Origin of the sequence: Elusimicrobium minutum Pei191, assembly GCF_000020145.1 — a bacterium.
GTDB lineage: Bacteria > Elusimicrobiota > Elusimicrobia > Elusimicrobiales > Elusimicrobiaceae > Elusimicrobium > Elusimicrobium minutum.
The window spans coordinates 767,418-792,677 of record NC_010644.1 but is presented as its reverse complement, the minus strand read 5'-3'; the positions used below and the strand labels follow the sequence as shown (position 1 = coordinate 792,677).

Below are 25,260 nucleotides of genomic sequence, written 5' to 3'. Positions count from 1 at the left end.
GAGCTAAAAATCCCCGCCTTTAAGCGGGGATTTCGGTTATTTATGTCTTTGTTCTAAAACTTGGCAGATATCGGCGAGATTAAGTCCTTTCGCATTTAAAAGAACAAGAAGGTGGAATATAAGATCCGCCGCTTCGCCCGGCAATTCCGCCGCTTTAGCCGGAGCTACCGCGGCAAGTGCCGTTTCAAGGCCTTCTTCCCCCACTTTTTGGGCTATTCTTTCTATGCCTCTTTCAAAAAGTTTTGCTGTGTAACTTTCTTTAGGGTCCGCTTTTTTACGCTTTTCAATTACGTCTTCTAACTTTGAAAGCCACGCTAAAGAGTTGGCTGAACCATCGCCAAAGCAGGAAGTTTCCCCCGTGTGGCATACCGGCCCCAAGGGCGTGGCGCGCGCTAAAAGGGCATCGTTATCGCAATCTTGGCTGATGCTTTCAAGCGTTAAAAAATTGCCGCTGGTTTCCCCTTTTATCCAAAGTCTGTTTTTACTGCGGCTGAAGAATGTTATTTTTTTTGTTTTTAAAGTTTGTTCAAGCGCTTCTTTATTCATATAGCCTAACATTAATACCCGCATTGTTTTATTGTCTTGCACTATAACGGGAACAAGACCGCCGGATTTATTAAAATCAACTTTATTTACGTCTGTCATATTGATAACGCCTCTCTTAATGTAAATTTACGCTCATAAAGCGCTTTGCCCACTATTACGCCGTGAACACCCGTTTCTTTAAGTTTTATCAAATCATTTAGCCCGGCCACGCCGCCTGAAGCTTGCAGTTCAACCCCAGGGCATTTGTTTAAAACATTTTTGTATAAGTCGATATTAGGGCCTTGGAGCGCGCCGTCACGGCTGATGTCCGTACATAAAACCCGCAGGCCTTGCAATGTATAGCCGTTTATAAGATCAAACAGATTTTTGCCGGAGCTGCCCTGCCAGCCGTAAGCTGCAACAAAAGGTTCATTATTAACAATATTTACATCTAAAGAAAGCACTATGCGCTCTTTGCCGAAAGTTTTTATCCACCCTTTGGCCTTTTCAGGCTCAACCGCGGCCATGCTGCCTACAATAACGCTTGATACGCCGTTATCAAGGTAATCTTTTATTTGTTCCTCACTCCTGATACCGCCGCCTGTTTGAATATTTAATTCTGTTTCCAGAGCTATACGCTTTATTATTTCACTCTGGCGGTTTAAAGGGTTTTTGGCCCCGTCCAAATCCACAATGTGCAGATATTTTGAGCCTTGCGACTCAAAGTCTTTAGCCGTTTTAACTGGATCGTTTTCATAAACGGTTGTCTTATTAAAATCACCTTTAAATAAACGTACGCATTTGCCGTCTAAAATATCAATGGCGGGAAAGATAATCATAAAATTCCCTTTGTTGAGGACACTTTAGTACCTGTTATTTTAACGGCATCTCTCAAAACTCTAGCAAACGCTTTAAAGCACGCCTCAATTTTATGGTGGGTGTTTTTACCCTCAATTTTTATATTCATATTAATGCCTGAGGCGGACACAAAACTTTCAAAAAAGTGTTCCACAAGTTCCGTGGGCATTTTGCCTGCGTATTCACGGTCAAACTTGCCTTTAAAAACAAGGTAAGGCCTGTTTGAAATATCTATGCTTATTTCAACTTTAGCGTCATCCATAACTAAAATTCTTTCCCAGGCATAACGCTCTATACCGCGCTTATCGCCGAGCGCCGTTTTAAAGGCTTGCCCCAGCGCGAGCGCCGTGTCTTCAACGGTGTGATGTTCGTCCACGCATAAATCGCCTTTGCATTTTATTTGCAAATCAAACCCGCCGTGCTTGCCAAGCTGGTCAAGGCAGTGGTCAAAAAATTCAATACCCGTATTACTTTTTGTTTGTCCTTTACCGTCAAGATTAAGGTTTAATTTTATGTTTGTTTCTTTGGTTTTTCTTATAACTTGGGCTTTGCGGGGCTTATCTAAAATTTCACCCGCTATTTCCGCCCAGCCTAATTTTTTAGTAAGTTTAAAACTTTTTATGCCAAGGTTTTCACCAAATTCAACGTCGGTGTCTCTATCCCCTATCATATAAGAATTTTCTAAATCCACGGGATTATTTTTTATGTAATTAACGCCCAATTTAGTTTTTGGTTTACGACAGGCGCAGCCGTCCGTTTTATTATGCGGGCATTCTAAAACAGCGTTAAAAAAAATGTCTTCGGAAGCAAAAATTGCGAACATTTTATTATTAATGTTCTCATATACTTTACGAGGGTTTTCAGGTGTACCCAAAGCGTCCTGGTTGGTAACGATAACAAGGCTGTACCCCGCCTGTTTAAAACGTTTTAAAGCGCTGATAACGCCTTTTGTAAAAAACATTTCATCAAGCGAATTTATTTGCTTTGTGGCAATCGGCTCAAAAATCAAGGTGCCGTCCCTGTCAATAAAAAGCGTTTTTTTATTTTTCATTTTCAATCCTTATAGTAACGGCGTTTTTGTGCGCCGTAAGGCCTTCGGCCTCGGCCATAATTTCAACCGTTTTACCAAGCCCGCGCAAGCCTTGGGCAGAAACTGTTTGGTAAGTAATCCATTTACCGAAACTTTGTGTATTTAATCCGCCAAAACTTTTGGCGAAGCCCGATGTCGGTAAAGTGTGGTTAGTGCCGCTGGCGTAATCGCCAAAAGACTCTGTAGCCAATGTTCCGCAAAATACAGAGCCCGCGTTTTGAACAGAAGTTAAATATTTTTTCCAATCCTTAAAATTTAATATCAAATGCTCAGGCGCGTAAATATTGGAAAACTCGACTGATTCTTTAGTATTACGGGTTTGCATTATAAAGCTTTTGCCCAAAGCTTTAGCGGCAATGCTTTTTCTTCCCAATTTTTTAAGCTGGGCGTCCACTTCCGCTATAATTTCTTTTATTTTATTTTTGCTTGAACACGCTAAAACAGCCTGTGAATCAGGCCCGTGTTCCGCCTGGCTTAAAATGTCGGCCGCCGCGTAAGAGGCGTTTGTGCTTTCCTCCGCTATTATAAGCACTTCTGAAGGGCCGGCGGGCATATCTATAGCCGTAAAAGAAGAAACTTCCATTTTGGCCTGCGTTACATACTGGTTGCCCGGGCCGAAAATTTTATCCGCCTTGGGCACTGTCTGGGTGCCGTAAGCCATGGCAAAAACAGCCTGGGCGCCGCCTATTTTGTAAACCTCATCCACTCCCGCGGTTTTAGCGGCAAACAAAATTTCCGGCGCTATAAGCCCGTTTTTACAAGGAGGCGTGCAAATATAAACTTTTTTACAACCTGCTATTTTAGCCGGCACAGCAAGCATAAGCACCGTTGAAAATAAAGGCGCGCTGCCGCCCGGAACATAAAGCCCCGCAGTACCCAAAGCCTTAAATTCACGCCAGCATTCAATGCCTTTGGATGTTTCTATAACAGGCTCTTTTGTTTTTAACTGCGATTTATGGAATTTAGCTATATTTTCAGATGCTGTTTTGATTGCGTCTTTTAACTCGTTGCTTACAAGTTTTTCGGCTTGTTTAAATTCTTTCACGCTTACTTTTAAGGACGAAAGAGTAACGCCGTCAAAAGCGGCGGTTAATTCTTTTATAGCTTTATCCCCCCTTTTCATAACCTGAAGGCCCGTTTCCCAAACAGCCTGTTTTAATTTTTCAGGCATCAGATAAGACCGCTCGGACAAAGCTTTAATTTCTTTTTTAGTTAAAGTTGCATAATTATATATTTTCATATTAAACAAGCATTTTTTCTATAGGTAAAATAAGCACGCTGGTAGCGCCCGCCGATTTAAGCGATTCCATTGTGGACCAAAATACAGGCTCCAAACAAACGGCGTGTACGGCCACTTTGTTTTCATCAGCTAAAGGTATTATTGTGGGCGATTCGGAACCAGGCAATAAAGCGCAGATATCTTTTAATTTAGATTTAGGCGCGTTTAACATAACATATTTGCTTTTAGCCGCCGCTCTCACGCCTTTAATACGTTCTAAAATAGTTACAAGTATCGCTCTTTTTTCGACGCTCATATTTTTGCGCCCCACAAGCACCGCTTGAGATTGGAATATTTTTTCCACCTCAACTAAACCGTGCGCTTCTAATGTAGCGCCGGAGGAAACTATATCGCAAATACCGTCGGCAAGGCCTAAAGAAGGCGCTATTTCAACAGAACCTTCCATTTTAACAGCCATGGCGTTAATTTTATTTTTATCTAAAAAGTTTTGCAGTATTTTAGGGTAAGTGGTTGCCAGTTTGCAACCTTTAATATCCTCTAAAGAATTATATTCTTTTTCTTTAGGAAGCGCTATTGAAAGGCGGCAGCCCGAAAAGCCCAGCTCCATAACAGTTTCCAAATTTTCCCCTTCTTTAGTGCCTAAAGTTTCCTCTAAAAGCACGTTTTGCCCGACAATGCCTATATCACACACGCCTTCGGAAACAAAGGTGGGCACGTCGTCATCTCTTAAAAGTAAAACATCTACCGGAAGTTCCTGCGAACGGCATATAAGGCTTCTTTTCCCCTGCGCAAGCTCCAAACCGCATTTGGAAAGAAGTTCAAAACTTTTTTCTGAAAGCCTGCCTGATTTTTGTAAAGCTATGTTTAATCTCGTCTCTTTATTTTTCACTTTTTTACTCTCTCTAATATAAGTTTATATCCGCCGTAATTTTCATCGTTTAAAAACCTGGCCACACGGCCCACCGTTGTGGTGCTTATGCCCGTGGCTTCATTAATGCCGCGGTAGGAATCACCCTCTTCAAGCATTTGAGCCACAAGCCAGCGTTCCTGTAAATCACGCAACTCCGAAGGAGTGCAGATATCTTTTAAAAATTTTTCAACCTCTTTCTCATTTTTAAGCAGTAAAAGCGCTTTAAATAAAGATAAATGTTTTTTCATAAAACCTCTTGACAACTTTGTGTTAATGTACTACTATAGTACTACACTAATACATTTTTGTCAAGAGGTTTTTTATGTCCGTTTTAAATTTGGTAAGAAAAGAACTTTTAGCCCTTTCGCCCTACGCGGCCGATAACTTTGATAATAAAAAAATATACCTTAACGCCAATGAAAACCCTTTTTGCCTGCCCTTCGCGCCAGAGTGCAACCGCTACCCTATGATAAGGCCCGCAAAATTAATTAAAGCTTTGGCTTCTTATTATAAGGCAAATGAAAAAAACATTACCGTTACCGCCGGCAGCGACAACGCCATAGATCTTATTATCCGTGTTTTTTGCCGCGCCGGTAAAGACAGCGTTTTAATATGTCCCCCGACTTTTAGCATGTACTCCGTATACGCCAAAGTGCAAAACGCCAAAATTTTAGAAGTTCCTTTAAAAGATGAAAAACTTGATGTAAAAAATATAATTAAAACAATAAAAACAAAAAAGCCTAAAGTATGCTTTATTCCAAATCCTTCGGCTCCGCTTGGCGTTTTATTTAACCAAAAAGATATTTTAACCGTTATAAAATCCGCAAAAAAAACAACTATGGTTGTGCTTGACGAGGCTTACATAGACTTCGCTAAAGCTGATTCCTTTACCAAATATATAAATAAATATCCTAATTTAATAGTTTTAAAAACGCTGTCTAAAGCGTGCGCCATGGCAGGGGCCAGAGTAGGCGCGGCCATAGCTTTAAAAGAAGTAACAACTGTTCTTAACGCCGTAGTACCCCCGTATCCTTTGGCGGCCGGGTCAATTTCAACGGCGGTTAAGCTTTTAACCTCATCAAAAGAGCTGGCTAAAAACAAGCGTAATATAAAAATTATTTTAAAAGAACGCGAAAGAATGAAAAAAGAACTTAAAAAACTTTCGTTTATTAACTATATATATCCCAGCCAAACAAACTTTTTATTTATTAAAATATCTAAAGAAGCTGATTTTTTTAATTATTTATTAAAAAATAAAATTGTAGTGCGTTGTTTTCCAAGGTACGGAATAAGAATAACTGTTTCCAATAAAACAGAAAATAACTGTTTATTAAAAGCCGCTAAACAATACACTTAAAATAACAGGAGAGAAAAAATGAATATACCTAATGAAATTCTGCCTGACGTTACCTTCGCTTGCGGGCCCAGCCAGGGGCACCCTGACTTTAGAAACACGCCTTTGTCCGAAACATATTTTGAAAAATCCCACAGGTCAGCTCTCTTATCGCAAGGGCTTTATAAAGAAGCTACGGAAAACATTAAAAACCTTTTGCAAATACCGCAAGATTATGAATTATTTTTCTTCCACGGCGGGGCCACCCCTGCTATGGATGCGATTGTATGGAATTTAACAAAAAATTCTATTTCGGGTTTATCTTTTGGCGCGTTTTCCAAATTATGGGCAAAAAAAATAGCCGGTGCTTTACCGTCCGATATTAAAAAAGATTTTAAATCACCCGCCGAAGGCGAATACTTTCCCAAAGAAAAGGCGGATTACAAAGCAAGCCTGGTTATTTTAACCCCTAATGAAACATCAATGGGCGTGCAGATTTCCAATAAGTATTTAGAAGAAGCCTGGGCCCAAAAAGGAGAGGACACTATTATAGCGTGGGACTGCACTTCCTGCGCCGGGGGTAGGTTATTACCCTCGGGCAAATTTGACGTTATGTTATTTTCCTTGCAAAAATGTTTTGGCGCGCCGGGCGGAACAAGCGTTATTATTTTAAGCCCCAAAGCTGTTAAAAGGGCTGAGGAAATTAAAGCCTCAGGCCGTAATATTCCTTATATACTACAGTTTGAGGAAGCTCTTGCCAAGGTAAAAAAATACCAAACGGTTAACACCCCAAGCACGACTAACATATGGCTTGCCAACGAGGCAGCCAAATGGATGCTTGCAAACGGCGGGTTGAAAGCTATGGACGAGCTTTGCCGCAAACACGCTAAAGCCGTTTTAGACTTTGCCGCTAAAACAGATTATCTTGAACCTTTAATAAAAGATGAGGACAACCGCTCCTACACCACATTAACACTAAAAATAACAGACTCTAAATTAAAAGACGCGGACATTTCCTCAGCCATAAAAAAATGTGGAAAAGGCTGCTTGTCCGACGGTATAAGCAAATATTCCAGCGTGGAGGATAATTCGCTTAGAATAGCTTGTTTCCCGTTTGTTGACATCAACGGCACGGAGCAGTTTGAAAAACTTGCCAAGACAATAGATTTTGTAGTTAAGGAGCTTAGAAAATAGTATGAAAATTTTAATAGCTGATAAATTCCCCAAACATTGGGTTGAAGTTCTAAAAGAAAAAGGGCATGAGATTATTCTAAACCCCGCTTTGGATGAAAATACTTTACCCGAAGCCCAAAAAACAGAGCAGGCTGAAATAATTATTGTAAGAAGCACAAAGGTTAACGCCTCAGCCATTGATGCGGCGCCTTCTTTAAAGCTTGTTATACGCGCGGGCGCCGGTTATGACACCATTGATATTAACCACGCTAAAACAAAAGGCGTTGCCGTATGCAATTGCCCGGGCACAAACTCCATAGCGGTGGCAGAGCTTGCCATGGGTCTAATTCTTTCTTTAGACAGGAGAATACCTGACAATATTATTGACTTAAAAGCGGGCAAATGGAATAAAACCGAATACAGCAAAGCCAAAGGTTTATACGGCAGAACGTTGGGCATTATAGGCCTTGGTCATATCGGGCGTGAGGTGGCAAAACGCGCGCAGGCTTTTGGTTTAAAAATTATAGCTTTTGACCCTTTTGTAAAAGAGTCTCCCTTAGCTCAAATGGTAAGCGATGTGTATGACCTTGCTAAAAAAGCCGATATTATTACAATACATGTGCCCAATACAGCGGGAACAAAACATTTTTACGATGAAAAGTTTTTTGAAGCCATGAAACCCGGCGCTTATTTTATAAACACTTCGCGCGGAGGTCTTGTTAAAGAAGACGCTTTAATAAAAGCCTGCGCCGAAAAAGGCATAAGGGCCGCTTTAGACGTTTATGAAAAAGAACCTAAGGCCGACGCTAAAGAGTTTGTTGACCCTGTAACTTCCGCCGTTAATATTTACGGCACTCACCACATAGGCGCTTCAACCGAGCAGGCGCAGGATGCTGTGGCCGAAGTAGCGGTTCAAATTGTGCAGGAACTTGCCGATAAAGGAACTTTTTTACACCAGGTGAACAAATGATTACAGTAAAACCTTTTAAAGCGATAAGGCCTAATAAGGATGAAAAGCTTATAGCATCTTTCCCTTACGACGTAATAAATTCCGAGGAAGCAAGACAGATTGCCAAAGGCAACCCGCTTTCATTTCTTCATGTTGAAAAACCTGAAATTGATTTACCTGAGAATGTGGACCTTTATGACCCAAGCGTCTACGCCAAAGGTAAAGAAAATTTGGAAAAATTTATTTCCGAAGGCATTTTAATACAAGAAGATAAACCCTGCTTTTATTTATACGCCCAAACCATGGACGGCAGAAAGCAGTATGGCTTTGTAGTGGCGGCAAGCACGGCTGAGTACGGGGCGGGCCGCATTAAACGCCATGAATTTACCCGCAAAGATAAAGAGGCTGACCGCACCCGCCATATCAACACCATGGGCGCTACCACGGGCCCCGTTTTCCTTGCTTATAAAGACAGTAAAGAGTTAAACGAAGTAATTGAAAGGATTGCCAAAACAACGCCTATTTATAACTTTACGGCTGATGACGGCATAGGCCATACCGTTTGGAAAATAAGCGATGATAAAGATATTATTGATATAGAAGGCAAGTTTTTCAAACTTCCCAATCTCTATATAGCGGACGGGCACCACAGGGCGGCCAGCGCTTATAATACCGCCCAATTAAGAAGAGTCGAAAACCATAAACATACAGGGCTTGAAAACTACAACTTCTTTTTAGCGGTAGTTTTCCCCGCTGAACAACTTTATATTATGGATTATAACCGCGCGGTTAAAGATTTTAACGGTTTAAGCCGGGACCAGTTTATGGCGGAAGTTGAAAAATGTTTTACCGTAACCAAAACTGACACTAAAAAACCGCAAAATCGCCACGAGTTCGGTATGTATTTAAAAGGGCAGTGGTACACGCTTGAAGCTAAAGAAAATATTATTAACGAAACCGACCCCATTAAATGCCTTGATGTCAGCATTTTGCAGGATAATTTGCTGGGTCCCGTTTTAGGTATTGACGACCCAAGAACAAGCAAACGCATTGATTTTATAGGCGGCATAAGAGGCACAGCAGAGCTTGAAAAATATGTTAACGAGCTTGGCTACTCGGCAGCGTTTTCAATGTTCCCAACTTCTATGGACGAACTTATGAAAGTGGCCGACGCAGGCCTTGTTATGCCCCCCAAAAGCACCTGGTTTGAGCCTAAATTAAGAAGCGGGCTTTTAACTTATAAATATTAATCTTTTGGGACAGTGCCCCCGGCCCCCTGTCCCAAAATTTAGGTTAAATAGGACTTTTTTTATAATTGGAAAAATAAAAAATTTAGTAAAATTTAAACATATTAAACGGGCCGCCATAGCGCGGCCCGTATTTTGAGATAAAGAGGCTGCAACTTTAAATGAATAACAAAACAATTTTAACCACTCTGCAAATGACCCTATTAACAGGGGCCGCGGTTATCAGCCTTCGCGGGCTGCCTATGATGGCTATGGAAGGACTTACCATATTCTTTTTTATAGCTTTTGCTTCAATATTATTTTTAATACCTACGGCTTTAATATCGGCCGAGCTTGGCAGCGCCTTAAGTGATAAAGAAGGCGGCATTTATGCCTGGGTTAAAGAGGCCTTTGGTGAAAAATGGGGTTTTTTGGAAATTTGGCTTTTATGGGCGCAAAACGTTACATGGTACCCGGTTATTTTAGGTTTTGTGTGTGTTACGCTTTCTTACGCATTTGGAAAACCCGAATTTGCCCAAAACGGTTTTTATATAGGGATAGCCGGCATTTTGCTTTATTGGACAGCCACATTAATAACTTTTAAAGGCAACGCTATAATAGCCAAAGTCGTTGACCAGGGTTTTTTGCTTGGCACTTGCTTGCCCGGCATTGTTTTAGTTGTAATAGCAATTGTTTGGATAGCCAAAGGACACCCGATACACTTTCTTAATCCTTCTGAAGTCCACCACGCTATAGCTTACGTAAATGACGCTGGACAGATTGTACCCAGATTTTTGCCTAAAGTTACAGGTATGGGAGATATAGCCTTTTTAGCGGGCCTTGTTCTTTTATTCGCCGGTGTGGAAGTGCACGCTATTAACATAACAAAAATGCAAAAACCAAAAACGCAGTTTCCTATAGCTATATTAATTGCCTCTATTTTATGTATTGTTATTTTTTCTTTAGGCTCGCTTTCAATAGCAACAGTTATACCGCAAAAACAAATAGGTTTAACCGCCGGCCTTATGGACGCGTTTAAAATAATTTTCACTAATTTTAACCTGCCTTCATGGATTCTTAATATTATGGCTTTGCTTGTGGCTTTCGGCTCTTTCGCGGGTATTATATCTTGGACGGCGGGCCCAAGCAGAGGTATGTTAAAAGCCGCCCAGGACGGCATGCTGCCTAAAGTTTTCGCCAAAACAAATGAGAACGGTATTGAAAAAAACATTCTTTTAACGCAAGGGGTAATAGTTTCGCTTTTAATGTCGGTTTATATTTTTATGGACTCCGTTGACCTGGCGTTCTTTCTTATAACAACGGTAACGGCGGGGCTTTATTTGTTTGTTTATATATTGATGTATATCGCAGCTATATATCTTAAAATCAAAAAGCCGGATATGCCAAGGCCCTATTCTATGCCCGGCGGTAAAGCGGGCGGTATTTTAATAGCTTTAGTAGGGTTGGCGGCTGTATTATTTGCTTTGGGCGTATCCTTCTTCCCTCCTTCGGATATTCCCGTAAGCAGCCCGAAGATTTACGTAGCTTTAGTTGTTTTCGGCACAATAGGCTTTAGTTTAATACCTTTCGGGTTACATTACCGCTATAAAGGCAGTAAAAAATAATTTATAACCCCCGTACTATACGCGGGGGTTATTTTTTGATATCATATAAAAAATCTCAAGAGGAGTTTATGAAGAAAAAATCCCAGCAAAAAAGAATTTTACTTAAACTTTCAGGTGAGGCGCTTGTAGAAGAAGGAAAAAGAGGCATCACCCCCTTTGCTCTTAAAGATATAGCTAAAGAAATAGCCTCCGCCTCTAAAGACTGCCAACTCGCCGTTGTAATAGGCGGCGGCAATATTTGGCGAGGCGTAAGAGACGGCGGCGGTATTATAGACAGAGTTAACTCTGACAATATGGGCATGTTAGCCACGGTTATAAACGCTTTAGCTTTGCAATCAGCTTTAGAAGATATTAATATACCTACAAGAGTTTTAACATCAATTAACATTTATGAACTTGCCGAGGCGTTTATAAGACGCAAGGCTGTACGACACCTTGAAAAAGGACGCGTTATTATTTTCGCAGGCGGCACAGGCAACCCTTTCTTTACAACAGATTCCGCCGCCGCTCTAAGAGCCAGCGAAATAGGCGCGGATATTCTTTTAAAAGCCACTCAGGTTGACGGGGTTTACGATTCAGACCCGCGCAAAAACCCCAAAGCCAAACTTATAAGCCGCATTACTTACGGGGAAGCGATAAGCAAAGGTCTGCAATTTATGGACACGGCGGCATTAGCGCTTTGTATGGAAAACAATTTGCCCATTCAAGTTTTTAATTTACACAAAAAAGGCAATATTAAAGCCGCTGTAGACGGCAAAAAAATAGGAACAATTATTTATTAAGAGGTATTTATGGAAGGCATATCACAACTAATCAGCAAATCAAAAACAGGCATGAATGATCATGTGGAAAGACTTAAAAGGGATCTTGGCACAATAAGAACAGGCAGAGCCAGCACCCAGCTTATTGAGAATATACGTGTTGATTATTACGGCACGCCCACGCCGCTTAAACAAATGGCTATGATTAACGTAACAGACGCCAGGACTTTGGAAATAAGCCCCTGGGACATAAGCGCTTTAAACGAAATTGATAAAACTTTACAAAAAGCCGATTTAGGCGCAAGTCCTGTTAACGACGGCAAAATCATACGCATAGTTTTACCTAACATGACGGAAGACAGACGCAAAATGTTAGTTAAAAACGTTTCTAAAATGAGCGAAGACTTTAAAGTAGCCGTAAGAAACGAACGCCGCGACGTTTTGGAAAAACTTAAAAAAGCCCAAAAAGCGGGTGAAATTACCGAAGATGATTTGAAAAGATATGAAGGCGACATACAAAAAGCAACCGACTCTACTGTAGCTTTAATAGATAAAACCATCTCAGATAAAGAAAAAGAAATAATGACAATATAATTTAACAAAAACAAAAAGCCCCTCTTAAAATTAAGAGGGGCTTTTTATTTCCCTAACTCTTTTGTTTTTAATTTAAGTAATAATAAGATAAAATTTATTATGGATAAAAAAATACCTCTTCACATAGCTTTTATCATGGACGGCAACGGCAGGTGGGCCAAAAACAAAAATATGCCCCGTAATTACGGGCATGAAGCAGGCGCCAAAACTGTCGAAAAGGTTATTAAAAAAGCCAGAGAACTAGGCGTAAAATATATTACGCTTTTCGCTTTTTCCACGGAAAACTGGTCCCGCCCGCAAAGAGAAATAGACTCTTTAATGAAACTTTTATCCAAAACGCTTGCCCGGTATAATAAAGATTCTAAAAAAAATAATACAAGACTTATCATAAGCGGCAGGCGTGAAAAATTGCCCGAAAACATTCTAAAAGATATAGATAATGTAGTTGAAAGTACAAAAAACAATACCGCAATTACGGTAAATTTGGCGCTTAATTACGGCGCGCGCCAGGAAATAACTGACGCCATTAAAAAACTTGTTTCACAGGGTAAAAAAGAAATAACGGAACAAGATATTTCAGCCTGTATGTACCAGCCCGGCATACCGGACCCGGACCTTATTATAAGAACATCAGGTGAGAAAAGAATTTCTAATTTTCTGCTTTGGCAGTCGGCTTACAGCGAGTTTTATTTCACCCCTGTGCTTTGGCCCGATTTTGACGGGGCAGAACTTGAAAAAGCCGTTACTGAATTTCAAGCAAGAATAAGAAGATACGGCGGAATTTAATTTTATTTATGCTTTTTTATTTGCTCTTCAATATATTTTGCGGCTAAAAAAATATCATATTTTATTGAATCCTGGTGCACAACTATCGGCGTTTTATAAACTTTGTTATTGCGTAAAGAATTAAATTTTTGAACAAGGTCTACCTTTCTGAGATAATCCTTACTGTCCGTGGGAAAAATAAGCATAATATTTTTTCCTTTTTCATTTATGACAGAAACCTTTTCAAAGTAACTCCAATAAATAAACATAGGGAATATACTTGTATTATAAAGCAGCCCGTCTTTGGATATTGTAAGTCCCGGCGCGGAACTTAAAATTTTAAAAAGCATAACAACAACTATTATGCCAAAGAATAAAACTCCCAAAATCCCCCCCATTTTAAGAAAGGTTGTCGGGTATATGGCAGCCTGTTTTAAAAGAAGTAAAGAAGAACAAAACAGCGTAAGCGCTATTGCGAAAATTATTAAAAATTTTGTTTTATTTAAAGCTATATTTATCGGTTGCATATTATTTTTTTAACCTGTTCATATGCCCGCTGAGATTAGGAACGTCCCTTTCATATTCGCGGTGAATTAAATCTGATGAAATTATAAAGTCCGCGCTGGCCCTGTCACACGCTACGGGAATATTCCATACCGCCGCTATTCGAAGCAGCGCCTTAACGTCCGGATCATGGGGGAGCTGGGTTAACGGATCCCAGAAAAATATAAGTATATCTATTTCCCCGTTGGCTATACCGGCGCCTATCTGCTGGTCTCCCCCGTAAGGACCGCTTTTAAAACAATTAACTTTAATATTAAGTGCTTCTTCTATAAGCCCGCCGGTTGTGCCGGTAGCGCAAATCTTATGTTTTGAAAGGCTTCCTTTGTTATACATAACCCATTCAAGCATATCTTTCTTTTTATTATCGTGCGCCACAAGAGCTATTGTTTTACTTAGTGGCATTTTTGCTTTTATTGTCATAAAATTTTCCTATAATACAATATATGAGAACAACTTTCCTTACATTTATTATACTTTGTTTTAGTTTAACCTTGCACGGAGCGGAAATAAAAGTGCCTCTACAATCCGAGGCGCTTAAAAATACTTCATATTCTTTTTACGCAAAATATGTAGACGGTGAAGATATTTTGACAATAAACCCCGAACTGCGCCTTACCCCCGGCAGTCTGATAAAACTGTTTACTACCGCCGCCGCGATTGAATATATGGGGCCCGAACATAAATTTAAGACGGAAATTTATTTTGACGGCAAAAAAAATATTTTTGGTACTTTAAAGGGTAATGTTTACATAAAAGGCGGAGGGGACCCGTCGCTAGGCTCTAACAGAATTAAAACAAACCCTTCTATGGAAGAAATTTTGGATTTTTGGGCTTCGCGCATAGAAAGCCAGGAGATTAAAAAAATTGATGGAGATATAATTGCAGATGTTTCTCTTTTTTCCGGCAATAATCTTCCTCCTAAAACAGCTTGGGAAGATATGGGCAACTATTTTGGCGCCACTTCCGAAGCGCTTAATTTTAATGATAATATGTTTACGCTACGTTTTAAACCCCAGCCGCAGAAACTTAGTTTAGTTGAATTTGATTCCATGTCTCCGCAGGTTGAAAGAATAAGCGTAAAAAGCTATGTTGTGACAGACCCGTTTTCATCAAGCGACGAGATTTATATTTTTGCCGCTCCCGGGCAATTTGAGCTTATTGCCAGAGGAACAGTACCGATAAAAACAACAGCGAGTTATGTTTATGCATCGCTGCCTGATCCGCCTTTATTTACAGCCCAGCAATTTAAAAACGAACTTTTAAAAAGAGGAATTAAAATCACAGGCCGAGCAAGGGTAAGCTATGGCAACTTTAATTACACAGACAAAACGCTTCTTGCCTCCTCGTATTCACCCGCGCTTTTTGAAATAATTAATATTATAAATAAAAAAAGTTTTAATCTTTATTCCGAGGTTTTATTAAAAAACATCGCCGTTTTTAATACAGGCATAGGAAGCACGGAACAGGGGATTATAGAAGTTGAAAACTTTTTACGCGCGCAAAACAATCTTACGGATAATTTTAAAATATACGACGGCAGTGGCCTGTCAAGAAATAGTTTTGTAAACACCAAAACCGTGATTACGTTTCTTGAAAACATGACAAAAAAACCATATTTTGAGATTTTTTATAACTCTCTTCTGACTCCAGCGGGAGAAGAAAAACACCGTCTTAAAAACGCGTTTTCCAATTCACCGGCGTTTGATCTTCATATGAAAACAGGGTTTTTAACGGGTGTACGCTCTTACAGCGGTTATATTAAAGATTGTAATGGTAAAATGATAACATTCTCTTTTATTGTAAATAACTATACGGTTACAACAAATGAAATAAATAAAATATTTGAGGATATTTTATCCTCTCTTTCAAATATCGGGCGGCCGCCGCCCGCAACTAAAAAAGCTGCCGGAAATATAAAAAAACAGACCTCTTAAAGAAGTCTGTTTTTTATTTCATGTTTGTAGAATTATTTTATAGAAAAAATTATTTCATTTGTTTTCGGGTCGGAATACATATAATTACCGCCCAGTTTATCACAAATATTGGCGGCGTTTTCATTAGAAGCTATACAATAAATCGGTTTGGAGCGGTCTATTTTACATTCAAAAAAGTAATTAGCCAAATCCATTTTTGAGCGTTCTCTTTGCGCTATGAGATTTTGTTTGTTATCATATGAATATGAATATTTGCCCGAATGAAGGCAATTCGGATGATTACATTTATTATTATTTCCGGGGTTTTCCAAAACAGGAATATCAATTTTAAGGTTTTTAAAACTATTAGCATAGGTACCGTAATTATCAAGCTGAAGTTTTTGTGCGTCTAAAATAATATTAATATTAGCTAAAGCTTTTTTAGCGTTTTGAATTTCAATAATTCTAATTATTCCCGGCATTGACAATTTAAACGTTACTGCTACCGTTAATATTATCGCTATTATTTCAATTTTACCTATTTTACCCTTTTTCATATTAATTTCCTTTATAAGAACATACTTTAGTTAAGCATTTTTTTTATATTACCCGCAAGAACTTTATAATCTGTTTGAGTTAAATTTTGAGCTCTGCAGTTTGGACTAATTTTCGAACTTTCCAATAAACTGAAAATTTCTTTTTTATCTTTTTTAAAATATTCGGATATTGAATTTAAAACATTCTTACGTTTATAAGCAAAAGCGGCTTGAACGGCAAGAGTAAAACCATTAAGCAAATCTTCCTGTATTTTTATATTTCTTTCAAAACAAAGAACTTCGCTTTCCACCTTAGGCGGCGGGTTAAAACTACCGGGGCTTACCCGGCATAAACTTTTTATATCCGCCGCTATCTGGCTTGTTAAACTTATAGGGGAGTAAAAAGTGTCGCCTTCCCCGGCTTTTATCCTTTGGGCTTGCTCGCGCTGGAACATAAAAACGGCTGAAAGAAAATTTTTATAATTAAGCACTTTATTTAATATCTCCGCCGCGTTTATATAAGGCAGATTACTTACAAAAATAACGCCGTTTTCAGAGAGTAAAGATAAATCAGTGTCTAAAAAATCGCTTTGTATTATTTCAACGCCGGAAGGCAAAACGCCGCGCAAGTGGTCCACCATTATAGGGTCTATTTCGATTAACTTTAAATCCTTTATTCCTTTATCCAACAAACGCAGCGTCAAAGCGCCTTTGCCGGGGCCTATTTCAATTATTCGCGCCTTCGGGTGCCTTGCCCGCGCGTCAACAACGGCATTAACAATTTTATCAATAACCCCCTCATTAACTAAAAAATGCTGTCCGTACTTTTGCATCAGGCTCCTCTTTTTTCTAAAAATGTAAGATTTTTTTTAGCCGTTTTGTTTTTAGGGTTAATTTCCAAAACTTGCCTATATATATTTTGCGCATTGTCTTCACGTCCTAAAACTATCCATGCGGTTCCTTTGCCTAAAAGAGCAAGTTCATTTGCGGGCTCTGTTTTCAAGGCGTCGTCAAAATAATTTAACGCCTCATTTCCTTTACCTAAAGTAAGATAGGCCAACCCCATTAAAACATTATCAAAAGAATCCGGCTCCATCTTTTGCTGTTCCTTATCAAAAATACGGTTTTCTATATCAGGCAAAGTTTCGGCTACAAAACGAACCCAGCTTTTACCCGCTACCCAAAGCCCCATGTCATTACCTACATTTCTAGGGTCATAAGCGGTTTTTTGGGAACTGTTCCCCCCTGTTCCTTCCACAGGCACGGTTTTTTTTGCGTTTTCAGTTTTTACATTTAGTTTTGACTGTGTATTTTCAGGCGAGTTTTGAAGCGCCTCGCTAAGGGTGTTTATAATAGTTTCTATCTGTATATTACGCTCTTCTTTATTAGCGCCGTTTATAATAAAACTGCGGCGGAACGTCTGGGAACCGGCAGCGGCGGCGCGGGATTGCTCCAAAGCGCGCAGCATTTCACGTTCAAGAAGGCTTTTTTCTTTTGCTTCTTTAAATTCGTGCGGTAAAGAATAGTTTACCTCCGCGTCAACAATAATATCATCTGCCAAATCAGTTTCTTCAAGCACTTTTTTTAAAGCGGAAAGCTCGGGAGGAAAAGAGGATTGGGCAGTTTGGTTCTGCACCGCGCTGTAGGAAACATTAAACGCAAGACCTTTGCCTTCGCGTGAACTGATTGAAAAAGCTTTCTCAACAACTTCTTTTGCTTCTTTTTCAAAAGCCGACGTGAAAAGTAAATTAGCGTAACGCAGCCTTGCCACATAATCCTCAGGTTTAATTTTTAAGGCTTTTTTATAGTAAGACAAAGCGTCTTTATCATCATTTCGCTTTTCATAAGTAGCTGCCAGAGCCAGCATGGAATCCTCGTAGCGGGGATAGAGTTTAATTGAGGTTTTAAAAGCCTCTTCAGCTGAGGAGTCCCGCCCAAGCATTTCGCTTATAAGCCCTAACTGGTGGTAAAGAAGCGGATCTTTCGGCGACAACGCCACCGCCATTCTTATATAATCAAGCGCCAGCTCCAATTTGTTTTGGCTTGCGTAAACGGAACTTAAATTCATTTTTACGTCAGGCCTGTTTGGCATAAGTCTTTCCGCTTTCTCAAAATTCTTTTGGGCTTGCCTGATATCGCCTTTCCAGCCGTAACCTATACCTAAAAGCTGGTAAGCATCGCCATTTTTAGGGTTGATTTCCATAGCGGTGCGAAACTCAGCCATAGCGGAATCTACTTTACCGGACCAATAAAGCGCTCGGCCTAAAAAAAGATAATAATTTGCTTCTTTGGGGTTTTTTACTACAGCTTTTGCAAACGCGGTAACCGCGTCCTCATATTTTGCCACGGACATGAAATAGAACCCTTTGCGTACGTCGTTAAGAGACTGGGTTTCCATAACATTATCCCAAACTGATTTGGAGTAGTCGGGGTTAAGTTCTTTTTTGCGGCCTATAAGGTTTTGCCCAAAGCAACACACGCAAAAAAGACAAAGGAAAATAAAAGTAAAAGTTTTTTTTAACATCCATAACCCCGAAAAAGATATTGCCGTTTATCTAAAACCCAATTCAGTTAAGCCGCCCTTATTATTAATAGCCGACGTAACTGCGTTAACATCTCCCCTGGGGCTTTTGCAGCCGTGCAGATGAATAAACGCTCCTCCGCATTTGGAAAGCTCGGCCGCTTTTACAATTTTACTGCAATCGCCTTGTTTTGTGGAAAGCTTGCAAGCTGATGCTATAGCCTGCTGATATCCGTTATAGCTGTTACACTCGCTCATCAAATCCGAGGTTTTTGACACCCAACCGGAGATATTTGAGGAATAACATTTCCAACCTGATAATTTAAGTTTCTTTTTACATGTCGGGTTAGAGTTTTTAAGGTTTTTCATAATGTCATTCATATTATCTCTTGCCTGTTTAACAAATGGATTATAGTGAAGTCTTGCTTCTCTGCAGGAGTTTATCAGTTTTTGGTTATCTAAAAATGTAGAGGGATCGCTCTCTCCGCTGACTTCGGTAACGCCGCCTTTTTCCGCCTCTTTTAAAATAACGTCGTCAGGCGCCATACTTCCGTCAAAAGCGGCGTCGGCAAGGGCTTTTTTTGTTTCGCTTAGTTTTGTTCTGTCCCCCGCGCGGCTAAAAACCCAGGCCGTACCGGACTGTCCAAAAGGGTCGTCCCCAAAATTACCGAGATCACCTATCGATGCGCGTCCGCGTCTGTATTTTCCTTTCGGGTCCACAAACTGACCTAATTTTCCTTTATTAGCCATACCCAGTTTATCTCCCATAAAGCCAACCATGTCAGCGGGATAAGGCGGATTTTGGGCAAACTTACTTCCCCCTATAGGCCTTGCGAACCCGCTTACAGGATCATCTCCCAAAGGATCGCTGTATAAAGGTATGTCAAAATTATTTTCATCAAACCCCTCTTGGCCTGATTTAAAACGGCTGCCGTCAATATTATAATCGGACGCGGTTATCCTTCCTTCACGGTCTCTGGCAACTCCTTTTATTGCAAGGGCTTCTTCACCCCTTCTTCTGGCCTCGTCACGCAGGCGCTGCGCGTCTAAAAGACGTGATTGTTTAAACTCGTCAAGATCTAACGGGGATAAAGAACTCATTGAGCGAGCCAGCGCGCTGTCATTATACCAAGCATTTTCAAAACCTAATGTTTTAGCCGTGCCCCTTCCCACGATACCGGCTAAAGTATAGCCGTTGTTTACGGCGTCATTAAAACCTATAAGTTCAAAAAAGTTTCTTACCAAAGGAATTTTGGCTACAGGCACCGTAGTAAAAAGAAGGAGCAGCAGTAATAGTATTACTATTGCGCCGATAATATTTCTTTTATCCTTAATTAAAGGGCCTCTTGTTTTTTTTGGTGTCTTAAAAATATTTGCCATATTTACCCCAGTATTATAAATCCGCTATTACATATGAATATCATATATATTATAAGATATTACGCATTCTTTTCAAGTTCTAATCTGTTGACAAACATCCTTTAAAACTGCTATTAAATAACAAGGAGATCCGTCAGCAGAACAAAAAACTGCGGCAGGTCTCTTTTTTTGCGCCCGCCACGGTTACACACAAAAAAATGAATATAATACAAAAAATAGTAAAACAATTAACCCGTGATAAAGACGAAAAATCTTTCACGGCGCCTACGGTATTTGAACTTACCGGTAAATACAGCCGCCTGCCTTCTCCTTCGGGACGGAACTACGCTCCTTACGTAGAAGCTTACGCCGATAAGCCTTGGATATACTCAACAGTATCGGTAATAGCTGAAACAGTATCCTCCACTGAATTTCTTTTAAAAAACGCTAAAGGGGAAATAATAACAAAACATCCTGTTCTTGAACTTATGTATAAACCAAACCCTCTTATGACGGGGCGCCAGTTAAGACAATGGATAACGGCTAGCCTTGAACTTACGGGCAACGCTTATATATTAAAAGACTCTTTACGCTCGGACGGTTCCCCCGTGGAGCTGTTTCCTCTTTTAAGCCATTTGGTTGAGGTTGTACCCGGTACCATGGCGGCCGAACCTGTACAAGGGTATAAATACAGAGTAGGCTCCAAAACCGCTTATTACAGGGCTAAGGATATTATTCATATAAAATATTTTAACCCTTTTGATTTTTTTTACGGATTGTCGCCTTTGGCGGCAGCAAGAGGAGCGGCCGACGCTATAGAATCAGCCGAAAATTATAACAGAGCTTTTTTTGATAATTCCGCCACAATATCGGGTATACTTTCAACCGAAAATAAATTAGACGACGCTACCAGAACACGCATAAGCAAAGCGTGGAACGACAAATATACTTCCGCCGCTAAAGCGCATAAAGTAGCTTTATTAGAAGGCGGTTTAAAGTGGCAGTCTATAGGAATGAGCCAAAAAGATATGGATTTTATAAGCGGCGTTAAAATCAATAGGGAAACAATACTTTCCGTGTTTCATGTTCCTCCCGCGCTTGTAGGAATTTTTGACCACGCCCCTCAGTTTAACACGCGCGAACAACAGCGTATTTTTTACCAGACCTGCGTACTGCCTAAACTTACTTTAATACTTGAATCTTTAACGGAATTTTTACTGCCTGATTTTGATTCCTCACGCGAATTATATTTAACGCCTGATATAAGCGCGGTATCGGTATTAAAAGACGACGAAGTGCAACGCGCCCAGGCGGCTAAATTATATTTGGATATGGGTTTTGGGCGTGATGAGGTTATTAACGCGTTAGGCTTGCCGTTTAGCGTAAGCACTGTAAAAAAAGCAAAGAGGAAATTTTAAAATGAAACATATTATTAAAGGAACAAAAGTTTTGCCGGCGGTAAAAATACTTCCGATAAGTGAAGTAAAAATAACGGAGACATCGCAAGGATTAGTTTATATACAGGGTTACGCGAACACAAAAAATAAGGCCGACAGGTACGGCGATATTCCAACCGTTTACCATAAAAAAAGAGATTATGTATATGAGTTAAAACATTTTGCTAAAAATCCTGTTTTATTAATTGACCACGTTAACAGGATAGACCATTTAGCAGGATCGGTTGTAAATATAAGGGAAGACGATAAAGGCCTTTATTTTAAAGCGGTATTTTCAACTTCAGGTCATCCCATAGTGGCCCACGCAAGACATATATATAAAGAAGGGCACGCCAAGGGTATAAGCATAGCGGGCAGATTTCATTTTGAGGATAATGACAATCCTTCGCATTTAACTTACGCTGAAATTTATGAAATAAGTTTAGTGGCGGTACCCGCCGATCCTGACAGCCTTGCCCAAGCGGTCGAAAAAACTATTGATGAGGCTGAAAATGAAAAAAATATAAAGTTGAAATTGCAAGAGGAAATTGATGCCTGGTTAACGGCCTTAAATAAATAAAAATACGGGCGGGGTTTGCGCCCCGCCCTTTTACTTCTGAAAACATATTTTTATACTGTAAAAAAAGTCCTATATAAGACCTACTTTTTAAGTGGGTCTAAAGACCCTGGTGAGAAAAGTGCAATTTACATACAATTTAATTAGTCGGAAATAAAAAAGAAATTCACACACAAGGTGGAAGAAGAAAGAATATGAAAAAAATCGTCTTATTTGCAGCAGTATGTTTAGCAGCAAACGCAGCGTTCGCGCAAGCCGCGAATGGAGGCCCTGAAATGAAAAAAGTAGAGGCGGGTATCGCTTTATATAACCTCATTACAGGCAAAGACGCGGTTCCCCCGTCTGAACCAATAGCCAAGAAAGATAACTCGGCTGACAAAGAATCCGCAAAACAGAAACAAGAAGTTAAAACCCAAAAAGCCGCCGAACCGTTCATATATGGAAGAGAAGGCGCAATGATGAGAACAGGTGAAGGTTTTGCCGCGTTTTTGACAGCAAAAGAAGAAGCGAAGAAAAAAGAAGAAAAAAAAGCCGAACCTAAAAAAGAAACCCCTAAAAATACGCAAGTAATTATTGGCGGACGTGAAGGAAAAGCAATGGCAGCCGGCGAAGCTTTCTTCAACCTTTTATCTTCTTATAAAAAAGAACAAAATAAGCTTGAAAAAGAAGGCAAACCTACAGCTAAAAAGAAAGTAAATTCTGAAATTAATAAACTTTATTTCGGTTCAAGACAGCCTATACAATAAACAAATAACAAATAAACCCCGCTTAGCGCGGGGTTTATTTTGTTAAATATTTTTTTTCTTAACTGGCAAACAATGTTTATTTAAATCCGAAATGTAAAGCAATATAAAACAAAAATATACAGCTGCGAAATGAACTATAACTCTGCAGCCTTATTTACAAAAAATAAAACTCTCAGGGCTCATGCCCGAGGTTTCTTTTCTTTCAAAACATCGCTTTGCGATTTCACTCAACAATAAACAATGACCCCTCCGCCTTGCTGTTGCGGAGAGGCCGTGAAATCAAGATACTATTTATCCCCCGGCTTACGCAGGGAATGTTCCATACTCTCACAAAAAAACGCTCTAACTGGGTTTGGGCATTTTTTATTTTTAAAACTATTTAATTAAAGTAACTATTTCTGTTTTTTTATGCGGTATTTTCAGCGTTTCCCCATCTGCCGCGTGTCCCAAAACAACGGCGCACATAGGCATATATCCTTTAGGAAGGCCAAATTTAACCGCGTATTTTTCATGATAAGGCGTTTTAAACAAAACCTTGAAAGAAACTATAAAACAGCTTTGCAACCCCAGTAAAGTCGCGGCAGTTATCATGTTTGACGCGGCCATAGTGCAATCCATTTCCGCGAAAGAAGATGTTTCCTCCCCGCAGATAAAAATTACGGTCGGCGCGTTATAAAAGAAATTAAAGCCTTCTTTTTTAGCGTTTTCAAAGTCGGACGCTATCATAACATCTTTAACGTCTTTAGAAAATTCGTCCAAAGCGGCTTTATTTTGAATAACCAAAAAATGCCACGGCTGCAGGTTCATTGCGCTGGGCGCAAAACGGCCCGCTTCTAAAATCATTTGTAACTTTTCATCTGAAATTTGTGTATTTTTATAAGCCCTTACGCTTCTGCGTGAAAGCAAGGTTTTAATAATTTCATTCATAAGCCTCTCCTTTTTTTAAATTATACATATTATTAGTTATATTTCAAACTCTTAAAACTTTTATTGCATATAAAACTTAATATTTTGTATTATATTGTTATGTTAAAAAACGCAAAAAAAACAGATTCAGTTAAAAAGGGTTCTAAGAAAACATTAGGAGCCTAAACCTGTAATTTTGCGAAATAAATTTTTTTAAAGCCTCGTAAAATTACAATTTAACGAGGCTTTTTAATTTGAAAATTTTAACAAAACGAATAGGAGATAAATTATGTTCCATTATATAAACTGCGTTTTACATGCAGAAAACGTTCCCGTAGAAATTATCGCAAAAGAAGTAGGTACGCCGTGTTACATTTATTCAAACGAAATTTTAACGAAAAATTTTAAAGATTTTGACAACGCTTTAAAAAAATTTAAAAACACAATCTCTTATTCTATTAAGGCAAACAGCAATTTAGGAATAGTTAAAACAATAGCTTCTTTAGGCGGCGGGGCGGATGTTGTTTCCGCGGGTGAAATGTGTATCGCTTTAAAAGCGGGCATACCGGCAAATAAAATAGTTTTTTCAGGAGTGGGCAAAACCAAACGGGAACTTGAGGAAGCAATTAAAAATGAAATTCTTCAAATAAACGCCGAAAGTGAAGCTGAAGTAAACACAATAAACCACATAGCTTTAAAACTGGGTAAAAAAGCCAATATCGCCCTTCGCGTTAACCCTGATGTTGACGCTAAAACACATGTTAAAATAACAACGGGTAAAAAAGAAAATAAATTCGGTGTTGACTGGGATATAGCCAAAGACCTTTATATTAAAGCCTCTAAAATGGAAGGCCTTAACGTAGTAGGTATCGCTATGCACATAGGCTCGCAGCTTTTGGATTTGGACCCTTTCCGCCTTGCTTTTACAAAAATGGCGGACATGGTAAGCGAACTTGAGAAAGAAGGTATTATTTTAAAAAATCTTGATTTAGGCGGAGGTTTAGGTATTAATTATAACGTAGAACTCCCCCCTACCAAAGAAGCCTACGCACAAGTTATAGAGGAAACTTTAGGCAAGTTTAATAAGCATATTATTATAGAGCCGGGCCGCTCCATAATAGGCGAGGCCGCCATATTAATAAGTGAAGTTATTTTTACTAAAGACATGGGCTCAAAACACTTTATTATTGTTGACGCTGGCATGAATGACCTTATGCGCCCCGCTATGTACGACTCCTGGCATACAATAGTGCCTGTTGTTAAAAAAGGCCTCGCGCCGATTACGGCCGATATTGTGGGCCCTATATGCGAATCAAGCGACACTTTCGCTAAAGACCGTATTATAGAACCCGTTAAACAAGGCGAGCTTGTAGCTATGATGAGCGCAGGGGCATACGGCTCTTCAATGTCATCCGTTTATAATTTCAGGCCGCTGGTGCCGGAAGTTATGGTAAACAAAAACGCTTTTACCGTAGTTCGCAAGAGAACGACTTATGAAGAAATGTTATCAGGCCAAACCATACCGGACTGGCTTAAAAAATAATATTTGCCGCCAGTACTGTAATATATTTTATTGAAAATATGAAAAACCCCAGGCTCATGCCCGGGGTTTTTTTGTTTCAAAGCTCCGCTTTGCGATTTCGCCAACAACAA

Annotated in this window: 26 protein-coding genes; 13 read left to right on the top strand and 13 right to left on the bottom strand. The window is 39.6% G+C overall.

The genetic code is table 11. The features are described 5' to 3' along the window. Nucleotides 1-36 precede the first annotated feature (36 nt). Genes hisIE through EMIN_RS03670 form a run of 6 tightly spaced genes read right to left on the bottom strand, consistent with a single transcriptional unit; the run spans nucleotide 37 to nucleotide 4,871 of the window. On the bottom strand, nucleotides 37-645 hold the full coding sequence (gene hisIE / locus EMIN_RS03695) for a bifunctional phosphoribosyl-AMP cyclohydrolase/phosphoribosyl-ATP diphosphatase HisIE (RefSeq protein ID WP_012414888.1): 609 nt from the start codon (nucleotides 643-645) through the stop codon (nucleotides 37-39). Beyond that, nucleotides 642-1,364 (bottom strand): 1-(5-phosphoribosyl)-5-[(5-phosphoribosylamino)methylideneamino]imidazole-4-carboxamide isomerase, encoded by a 723-nt coding sequence (hisA, locus tag EMIN_RS03690; RefSeq protein ID WP_012414887.1) that lies wholly within the window; start codon nucleotides 1,362-1,364, stop codon nucleotides 642-644. The genes hisIE and hisA overlap by 4 nt, the downstream gene beginning before the upstream one ends. Beyond that, nucleotides 1,361-2,434 (bottom strand): bifunctional histidinol-phosphatase/imidazoleglycerol-phosphate dehydratase HisB, encoded by a 1,074-nt coding sequence (gene hisB, locus EMIN_RS03685; RefSeq protein WP_012414886.1) that lies wholly within the window; start codon nucleotides 2,432-2,434, stop codon nucleotides 1,361-1,363. The genes hisA and hisB overlap by 4 nt, the downstream gene beginning before the upstream one ends. After that, on the bottom strand, nucleotides 2,424-3,713 hold the full coding sequence (gene hisD / locus EMIN_RS03680; RefSeq protein WP_012414885.1) for a histidinol dehydrogenase: 1,290 nt from the start codon (nucleotides 3,711-3,713) through the stop codon (nucleotides 2,424-2,426). The genes hisB and hisD overlap by 11 nt, the downstream gene beginning before the upstream one ends. A 1-nt stretch (nucleotide 3,714) precedes the next feature. Further along, the gene (gene hisG, locus EMIN_RS03675) at nucleotides 3,715-4,602 is read right to left on the bottom strand and encodes an ATP phosphoribosyltransferase (RefSeq protein WP_012414884.1); all 888 of its coding nucleotides are present in this window, start codon (nucleotides 4,600-4,602) and stop codon (nucleotides 3,715-3,717) included. Then, nucleotides 4,599-4,871, bottom strand: coding sequence for a YerC/YecD family TrpR-related protein (locus EMIN_RS03670; protein ID WP_012414883.1), 273 nt, complete (start codon nucleotides 4,869-4,871; stop codon nucleotides 4,599-4,601). Before EMIN_RS03670 ends, hisG begins: the two co-directional genes overlap by 4 nt. 74 nt (nucleotides 4,872-4,945) lie before the next feature. Here EMIN_RS03670 and hisC point away from each other — a divergent pair, with 74 nt between their 5' ends. The 8 genes from hisC to EMIN_RS03630 all read left to right on the top strand — a co-directional run bounded on the left by hisC (nucleotide 4,946) and on the right by EMIN_RS03630 (nucleotide 13,070). After that, the gene (hisC, locus tag EMIN_RS03665) at nucleotides 4,946-5,980 is read left to right on the top strand and encodes a histidinol-phosphate transaminase (RefSeq protein WP_012414882.1); all 1,035 of its coding nucleotides are present in this window, start codon (nucleotides 4,946-4,948) and stop codon (nucleotides 5,978-5,980) included. 18 nt (nucleotides 5,981-5,998) lie between these two features. Next, nucleotides 5,999-7,150: an aminotransferase class V-fold PLP-dependent enzyme gene (locus tag EMIN_RS03660; RefSeq protein WP_012414881.1), complete on the top strand. Its 1,152-nt coding sequence runs from the start codon at nucleotides 5,999-6,001 to the stop codon at nucleotides 7,148-7,150. 1 nt (nucleotide 7,151) lies between these two features. Beyond that, nucleotides 7,152-8,099: an NAD(P)-dependent oxidoreductase gene (locus tag EMIN_RS03655; RefSeq protein WP_012414880.1), complete on the top strand. Its 948-nt coding sequence runs from the start codon at nucleotides 7,152-7,154 to the stop codon at nucleotides 8,097-8,099. Further along, the gene (locus EMIN_RS03650; RefSeq protein WP_012414879.1) at nucleotides 8,096-9,328 is read left to right on the top strand and encodes a DUF1015 domain-containing protein; all 1,233 of its coding nucleotides are present in this window, start codon (nucleotides 8,096-8,098) and stop codon (nucleotides 9,326-9,328) included. The genes EMIN_RS03655 and EMIN_RS03650 overlap by 4 nt, the downstream gene beginning before the upstream one ends. Before the next feature lie 158 nt (nucleotides 9,329-9,486). After that, complete coding sequence (locus EMIN_RS03645; RefSeq protein WP_012414878.1) at nucleotides 9,487-10,929, top strand: amino acid permease; 1,443 nt, start codon at nucleotides 9,487-9,489, stop codon at nucleotides 10,927-10,929. 68 nt (nucleotides 10,930-10,997) lie between these two features. Further along, nucleotides 10,998-11,711 (top strand): UMP kinase, encoded by a 714-nt coding sequence (pyrH, locus tag EMIN_RS03640; protein WP_012414877.1) that lies wholly within the window; start codon nucleotides 10,998-11,000, stop codon nucleotides 11,709-11,711. Nucleotides 11,712-11,720: 9 nt separating this feature from the next. Continuing rightward, on the top strand, nucleotides 11,721-12,284 hold the full coding sequence (frr, locus tag EMIN_RS03635) for a ribosome recycling factor (protein ID WP_012414876.1): 564 nt from the start codon (nucleotides 11,721-11,723) through the stop codon (nucleotides 12,282-12,284). Between the two features lie 87 nt (nucleotides 12,285-12,371). After that, nucleotides 12,372-13,070 carry an isoprenyl transferase gene (locus tag EMIN_RS03630; RefSeq protein WP_274376833.1) on the top strand — a complete coding sequence of 233 codons (699 nt, stop codon included), beginning with the start codon at nucleotides 12,372-12,374 and terminating at the stop codon, nucleotides 13,068-13,070. Nucleotides 13,071-13,072: 2 nt separating this feature from the next. Here the strand turns inward: EMIN_RS03630 and EMIN_RS03625 are convergent, their stop codons facing one another. Continuing rightward, nucleotides 13,073-13,576 carry an STM3941 family protein gene (locus tag EMIN_RS03625; RefSeq protein WP_012414874.1) on the bottom strand — a complete coding sequence of 168 codons (504 nt, stop codon included), beginning with the start codon at nucleotides 13,574-13,576 and terminating at the stop codon, nucleotides 13,073-13,075. 1 nt (nucleotide 13,577) lies between these two features. After that, nucleotides 13,578-14,033 carry a methylglyoxal synthase gene (locus EMIN_RS03620; protein ID WP_012414873.1) on the bottom strand — a complete coding sequence of 152 codons (456 nt, stop codon included), beginning with the start codon at nucleotides 14,031-14,033 and terminating at the stop codon, nucleotides 13,578-13,580. A gap of 23 nt (nucleotides 14,034-14,056) precedes the next feature. Between EMIN_RS03620 and dacB the strand changes: the two genes are divergently transcribed. Next, nucleotides 14,057-15,547, top strand: a complete 1,491-nt coding sequence (dacB, locus tag EMIN_RS03615; protein WP_012414872.1) for a D-alanyl-D-alanine carboxypeptidase/D-alanyl-D-alanine endopeptidase — start codon at nucleotides 14,057-14,059, stop codon at nucleotides 15,545-15,547. A 32-nt stretch (nucleotides 15,548-15,579) separates the two neighbouring features. Here the strand turns inward: dacB and EMIN_RS03610 are convergent, their stop codons facing one another. From EMIN_RS03610 to EMIN_RS03595, 4 genes are read right to left on the bottom strand one after another with little or no spacing between them, the layout of a single operon-like run. Continuing rightward, nucleotides 15,580-16,083, bottom strand: a complete 504-nt coding sequence (locus tag EMIN_RS03610) for a hypothetical protein (protein WP_012414871.1) — start codon at nucleotides 16,081-16,083, stop codon at nucleotides 15,580-15,582. Nucleotides 16,084-16,109: 26 nt separating this feature from the next. Further along, entirely contained in the window at nucleotides 16,110-16,895 is a 786-nt protein-coding gene (gene rsmA, locus EMIN_RS03605) for a 16S rRNA (adenine(1518)-N(6)/adenine(1519)-N(6))-dimethyltransferase RsmA (protein WP_012414870.1), read from the bottom strand. Beyond that, nucleotides 16,895-18,586, bottom strand: coding sequence for a tetratricopeptide repeat protein (locus EMIN_RS03600; protein WP_012414869.1), 1,692 nt, complete (start codon nucleotides 18,584-18,586; stop codon nucleotides 16,895-16,897). Before EMIN_RS03600 ends, rsmA begins: the two co-directional genes overlap by 1 nt. A gap of 27 nt (nucleotides 18,587-18,613) precedes the next feature. After that, on the bottom strand, nucleotides 18,614-19,963 hold the full coding sequence (locus EMIN_RS03595; RefSeq protein ID WP_012414868.1) for a hypothetical protein: 1,350 nt from the start codon (nucleotides 19,961-19,963) through the stop codon (nucleotides 18,614-18,616). A gap of 197 nt (nucleotides 19,964-20,160) precedes the next feature. Between EMIN_RS03595 and EMIN_RS03590 the strand changes: the two genes are divergently transcribed. From EMIN_RS03590 to EMIN_RS03580, 3 genes are all read left to right on the top strand, one after another. Further along, complete coding sequence (locus EMIN_RS03590) at nucleotides 20,161-21,360, top strand: phage portal protein (protein ID WP_012414867.1); 1,200 nt, start codon at nucleotides 20,161-20,163, stop codon at nucleotides 21,358-21,360. Nucleotide 21,361: 1 nt separating this feature from the next. Further along, the gene (locus tag EMIN_RS03585; RefSeq protein ID WP_012414866.1) at nucleotides 21,362-21,958 is read left to right on the top strand and encodes an HK97 family phage prohead protease; all 597 of its coding nucleotides are present in this window, start codon (nucleotides 21,362-21,364) and stop codon (nucleotides 21,956-21,958) included. A gap of 191 nt (nucleotides 21,959-22,149) precedes the next feature. Further along, complete coding sequence (locus EMIN_RS03580; RefSeq protein ID WP_041691250.1) at nucleotides 22,150-22,701, top strand: hypothetical protein; 552 nt, start codon at nucleotides 22,150-22,152, stop codon at nucleotides 22,699-22,701. A gap of 375 nt (nucleotides 22,702-23,076) precedes the next feature. Here the strand turns inward: EMIN_RS03580 and EMIN_RS03575 are convergent, their stop codons facing one another. Then, on the bottom strand, nucleotides 23,077-23,628 hold the full coding sequence (locus EMIN_RS03575) for a nitroreductase family protein (protein ID WP_012414864.1): 552 nt from the start codon (nucleotides 23,626-23,628) through the stop codon (nucleotides 23,077-23,079). 268 nt (nucleotides 23,629-23,896) lie between these two features. Here EMIN_RS03575 and lysA point away from each other — a divergent pair, with 268 nt between their 5' ends. Continuing rightward, the gene (gene lysA, locus EMIN_RS03570) at nucleotides 23,897-25,150 is read left to right on the top strand and encodes a diaminopimelate decarboxylase (protein WP_012414863.1); all 1,254 of its coding nucleotides are present in this window, start codon (nucleotides 23,897-23,899) and stop codon (nucleotides 25,148-25,150) included. Nucleotides 25,151-25,260 lie beyond the last annotated feature (110 nt).

What these genes read in the sequence shown, in the direction of transcription:
- EMIN_RS03610 (WP_012414871.1), bottom strand. Translation starts at nt 16,083, where the DNA reads ATGAAAAAGGGTAAAATAGGTAAAATTGAAATAATAGCGATAATATTA.
- rsmA (WP_012414870.1), bottom strand. Translation starts at nt 16,895, where the DNA reads ATGCAAAAGTACGGACAGCATTTTTTAGTTAATGAGGGGGTTATTGAT.
- EMIN_RS03575 (WP_012414864.1), bottom strand. Translation starts at nt 23,628, where the DNA reads ATGAATGAAATTATTAAAACCTTGCTTTCACGCAGAAGCGTAAGGGCT.
- EMIN_RS03655 (WP_012414880.1), top strand. Translation starts at nt 7,152, where the DNA reads ATGAAAATTTTAATAGCTGATAAATTCCCCAAACATTGGGTTGAAGTT.
- frr (WP_012414876.1), top strand. Translation starts at nt 11,721, where the DNA reads ATGGAAGGCATATCACAACTAATCAGCAAATCAAAAACAGGCATGAAT.
- hisA (WP_012414887.1), bottom strand. Translation starts at nt 1,364, where the DNA reads ATGATTATCTTTCCCGCCATTGATATTTTAGACGGCAAATGCGTACGT.
- EMIN_RS03625 (WP_012414874.1), bottom strand. Translation starts at nt 13,576, where the DNA reads ATGCAACCGATAAATATAGCTTTAAATAAAACAAAATTTTTAATAATT.
- hisIE (WP_012414888.1), bottom strand. Translation starts at nt 645, where the DNA reads ATGACAGACGTAAATAAAGTTGATTTTAATAAATCCGGCGGTCTTGTT.
- EMIN_RS03645 (WP_012414878.1), top strand. Translation starts at nt 9,487, where the DNA reads ATGAATAACAAAACAATTTTAACCACTCTGCAAATGACCCTATTAACA.
- EMIN_RS03600 (WP_012414869.1), bottom strand. Translation starts at nt 18,586, where the DNA reads ATGTTAAAAAAAACTTTTACTTTTATTTTCCTTTGTCTTTTTTGCGTG.
- EMIN_RS03580 (WP_041691250.1), top strand. Translation starts at nt 22,150, where the DNA reads ATGAAAAAAATCGTCTTATTTGCAGCAGTATGTTTAGCAGCAAACGCA.
- pyrH (WP_012414877.1), top strand. Translation starts at nt 10,998, where the DNA reads ATGAAGAAAAAATCCCAGCAAAAAAGAATTTTACTTAAACTTTCAGGT.
- EMIN_RS03650 (WP_012414879.1), top strand. Translation starts at nt 8,096, where the DNA reads ATGATTACAGTAAAACCTTTTAAAGCGATAAGGCCTAATAAGGATGAA.
- lysA (WP_012414863.1), top strand. Translation starts at nt 23,897, where the DNA reads ATGTTCCATTATATAAACTGCGTTTTACATGCAGAAAACGTTCCCGTA.
- EMIN_RS03585 (WP_012414866.1), top strand. Translation starts at nt 21,362, where the DNA reads ATGAAACATATTATTAAAGGAACAAAAGTTTTGCCGGCGGTAAAAATA.
- EMIN_RS03660 (WP_012414881.1), top strand. Translation starts at nt 5,999, where the DNA reads ATGAATATACCTAATGAAATTCTGCCTGACGTTACCTTCGCTTGCGGG.
- dacB (WP_012414872.1), top strand. Translation starts at nt 14,057, where the DNA reads ATGAGAACAACTTTCCTTACATTTATTATACTTTGTTTTAGTTTAACC.
- EMIN_RS03595 (WP_012414868.1), bottom strand. Translation starts at nt 19,963, where the DNA reads ATGGCAAATATTTTTAAGACACCAAAAAAAACAAGAGGCCCTTTAATT.
- hisD (WP_012414885.1), bottom strand. Translation starts at nt 3,713, where the DNA reads ATGAAAATATATAATTATGCAACTTTAACTAAAAAAGAAATTAAAGCT.
- EMIN_RS03620 (WP_012414873.1), bottom strand. Translation starts at nt 14,033, where the DNA reads ATGACAATAAAAGCAAAAATGCCACTAAGTAAAACAATAGCTCTTGTG.
- EMIN_RS03590 (WP_012414867.1), top strand. Translation starts at nt 20,161, where the DNA reads ATGAATATAATACAAAAAATAGTAAAACAATTAACCCGTGATAAAGAC.
- hisB (WP_012414886.1), bottom strand. Translation starts at nt 2,434, where the DNA reads ATGAAAAATAAAAAAACGCTTTTTATTGACAGGGACGGCACCTTGATT.
- EMIN_RS03670 (WP_012414883.1), bottom strand. Translation starts at nt 4,871, where the DNA reads ATGAAAAAACATTTATCTTTATTTAAAGCGCTTTTACTGCTTAAAAAT.
- hisC (WP_012414882.1), top strand. Translation starts at nt 4,946, where the DNA reads ATGTCCGTTTTAAATTTGGTAAGAAAAGAACTTTTAGCCCTTTCGCCC.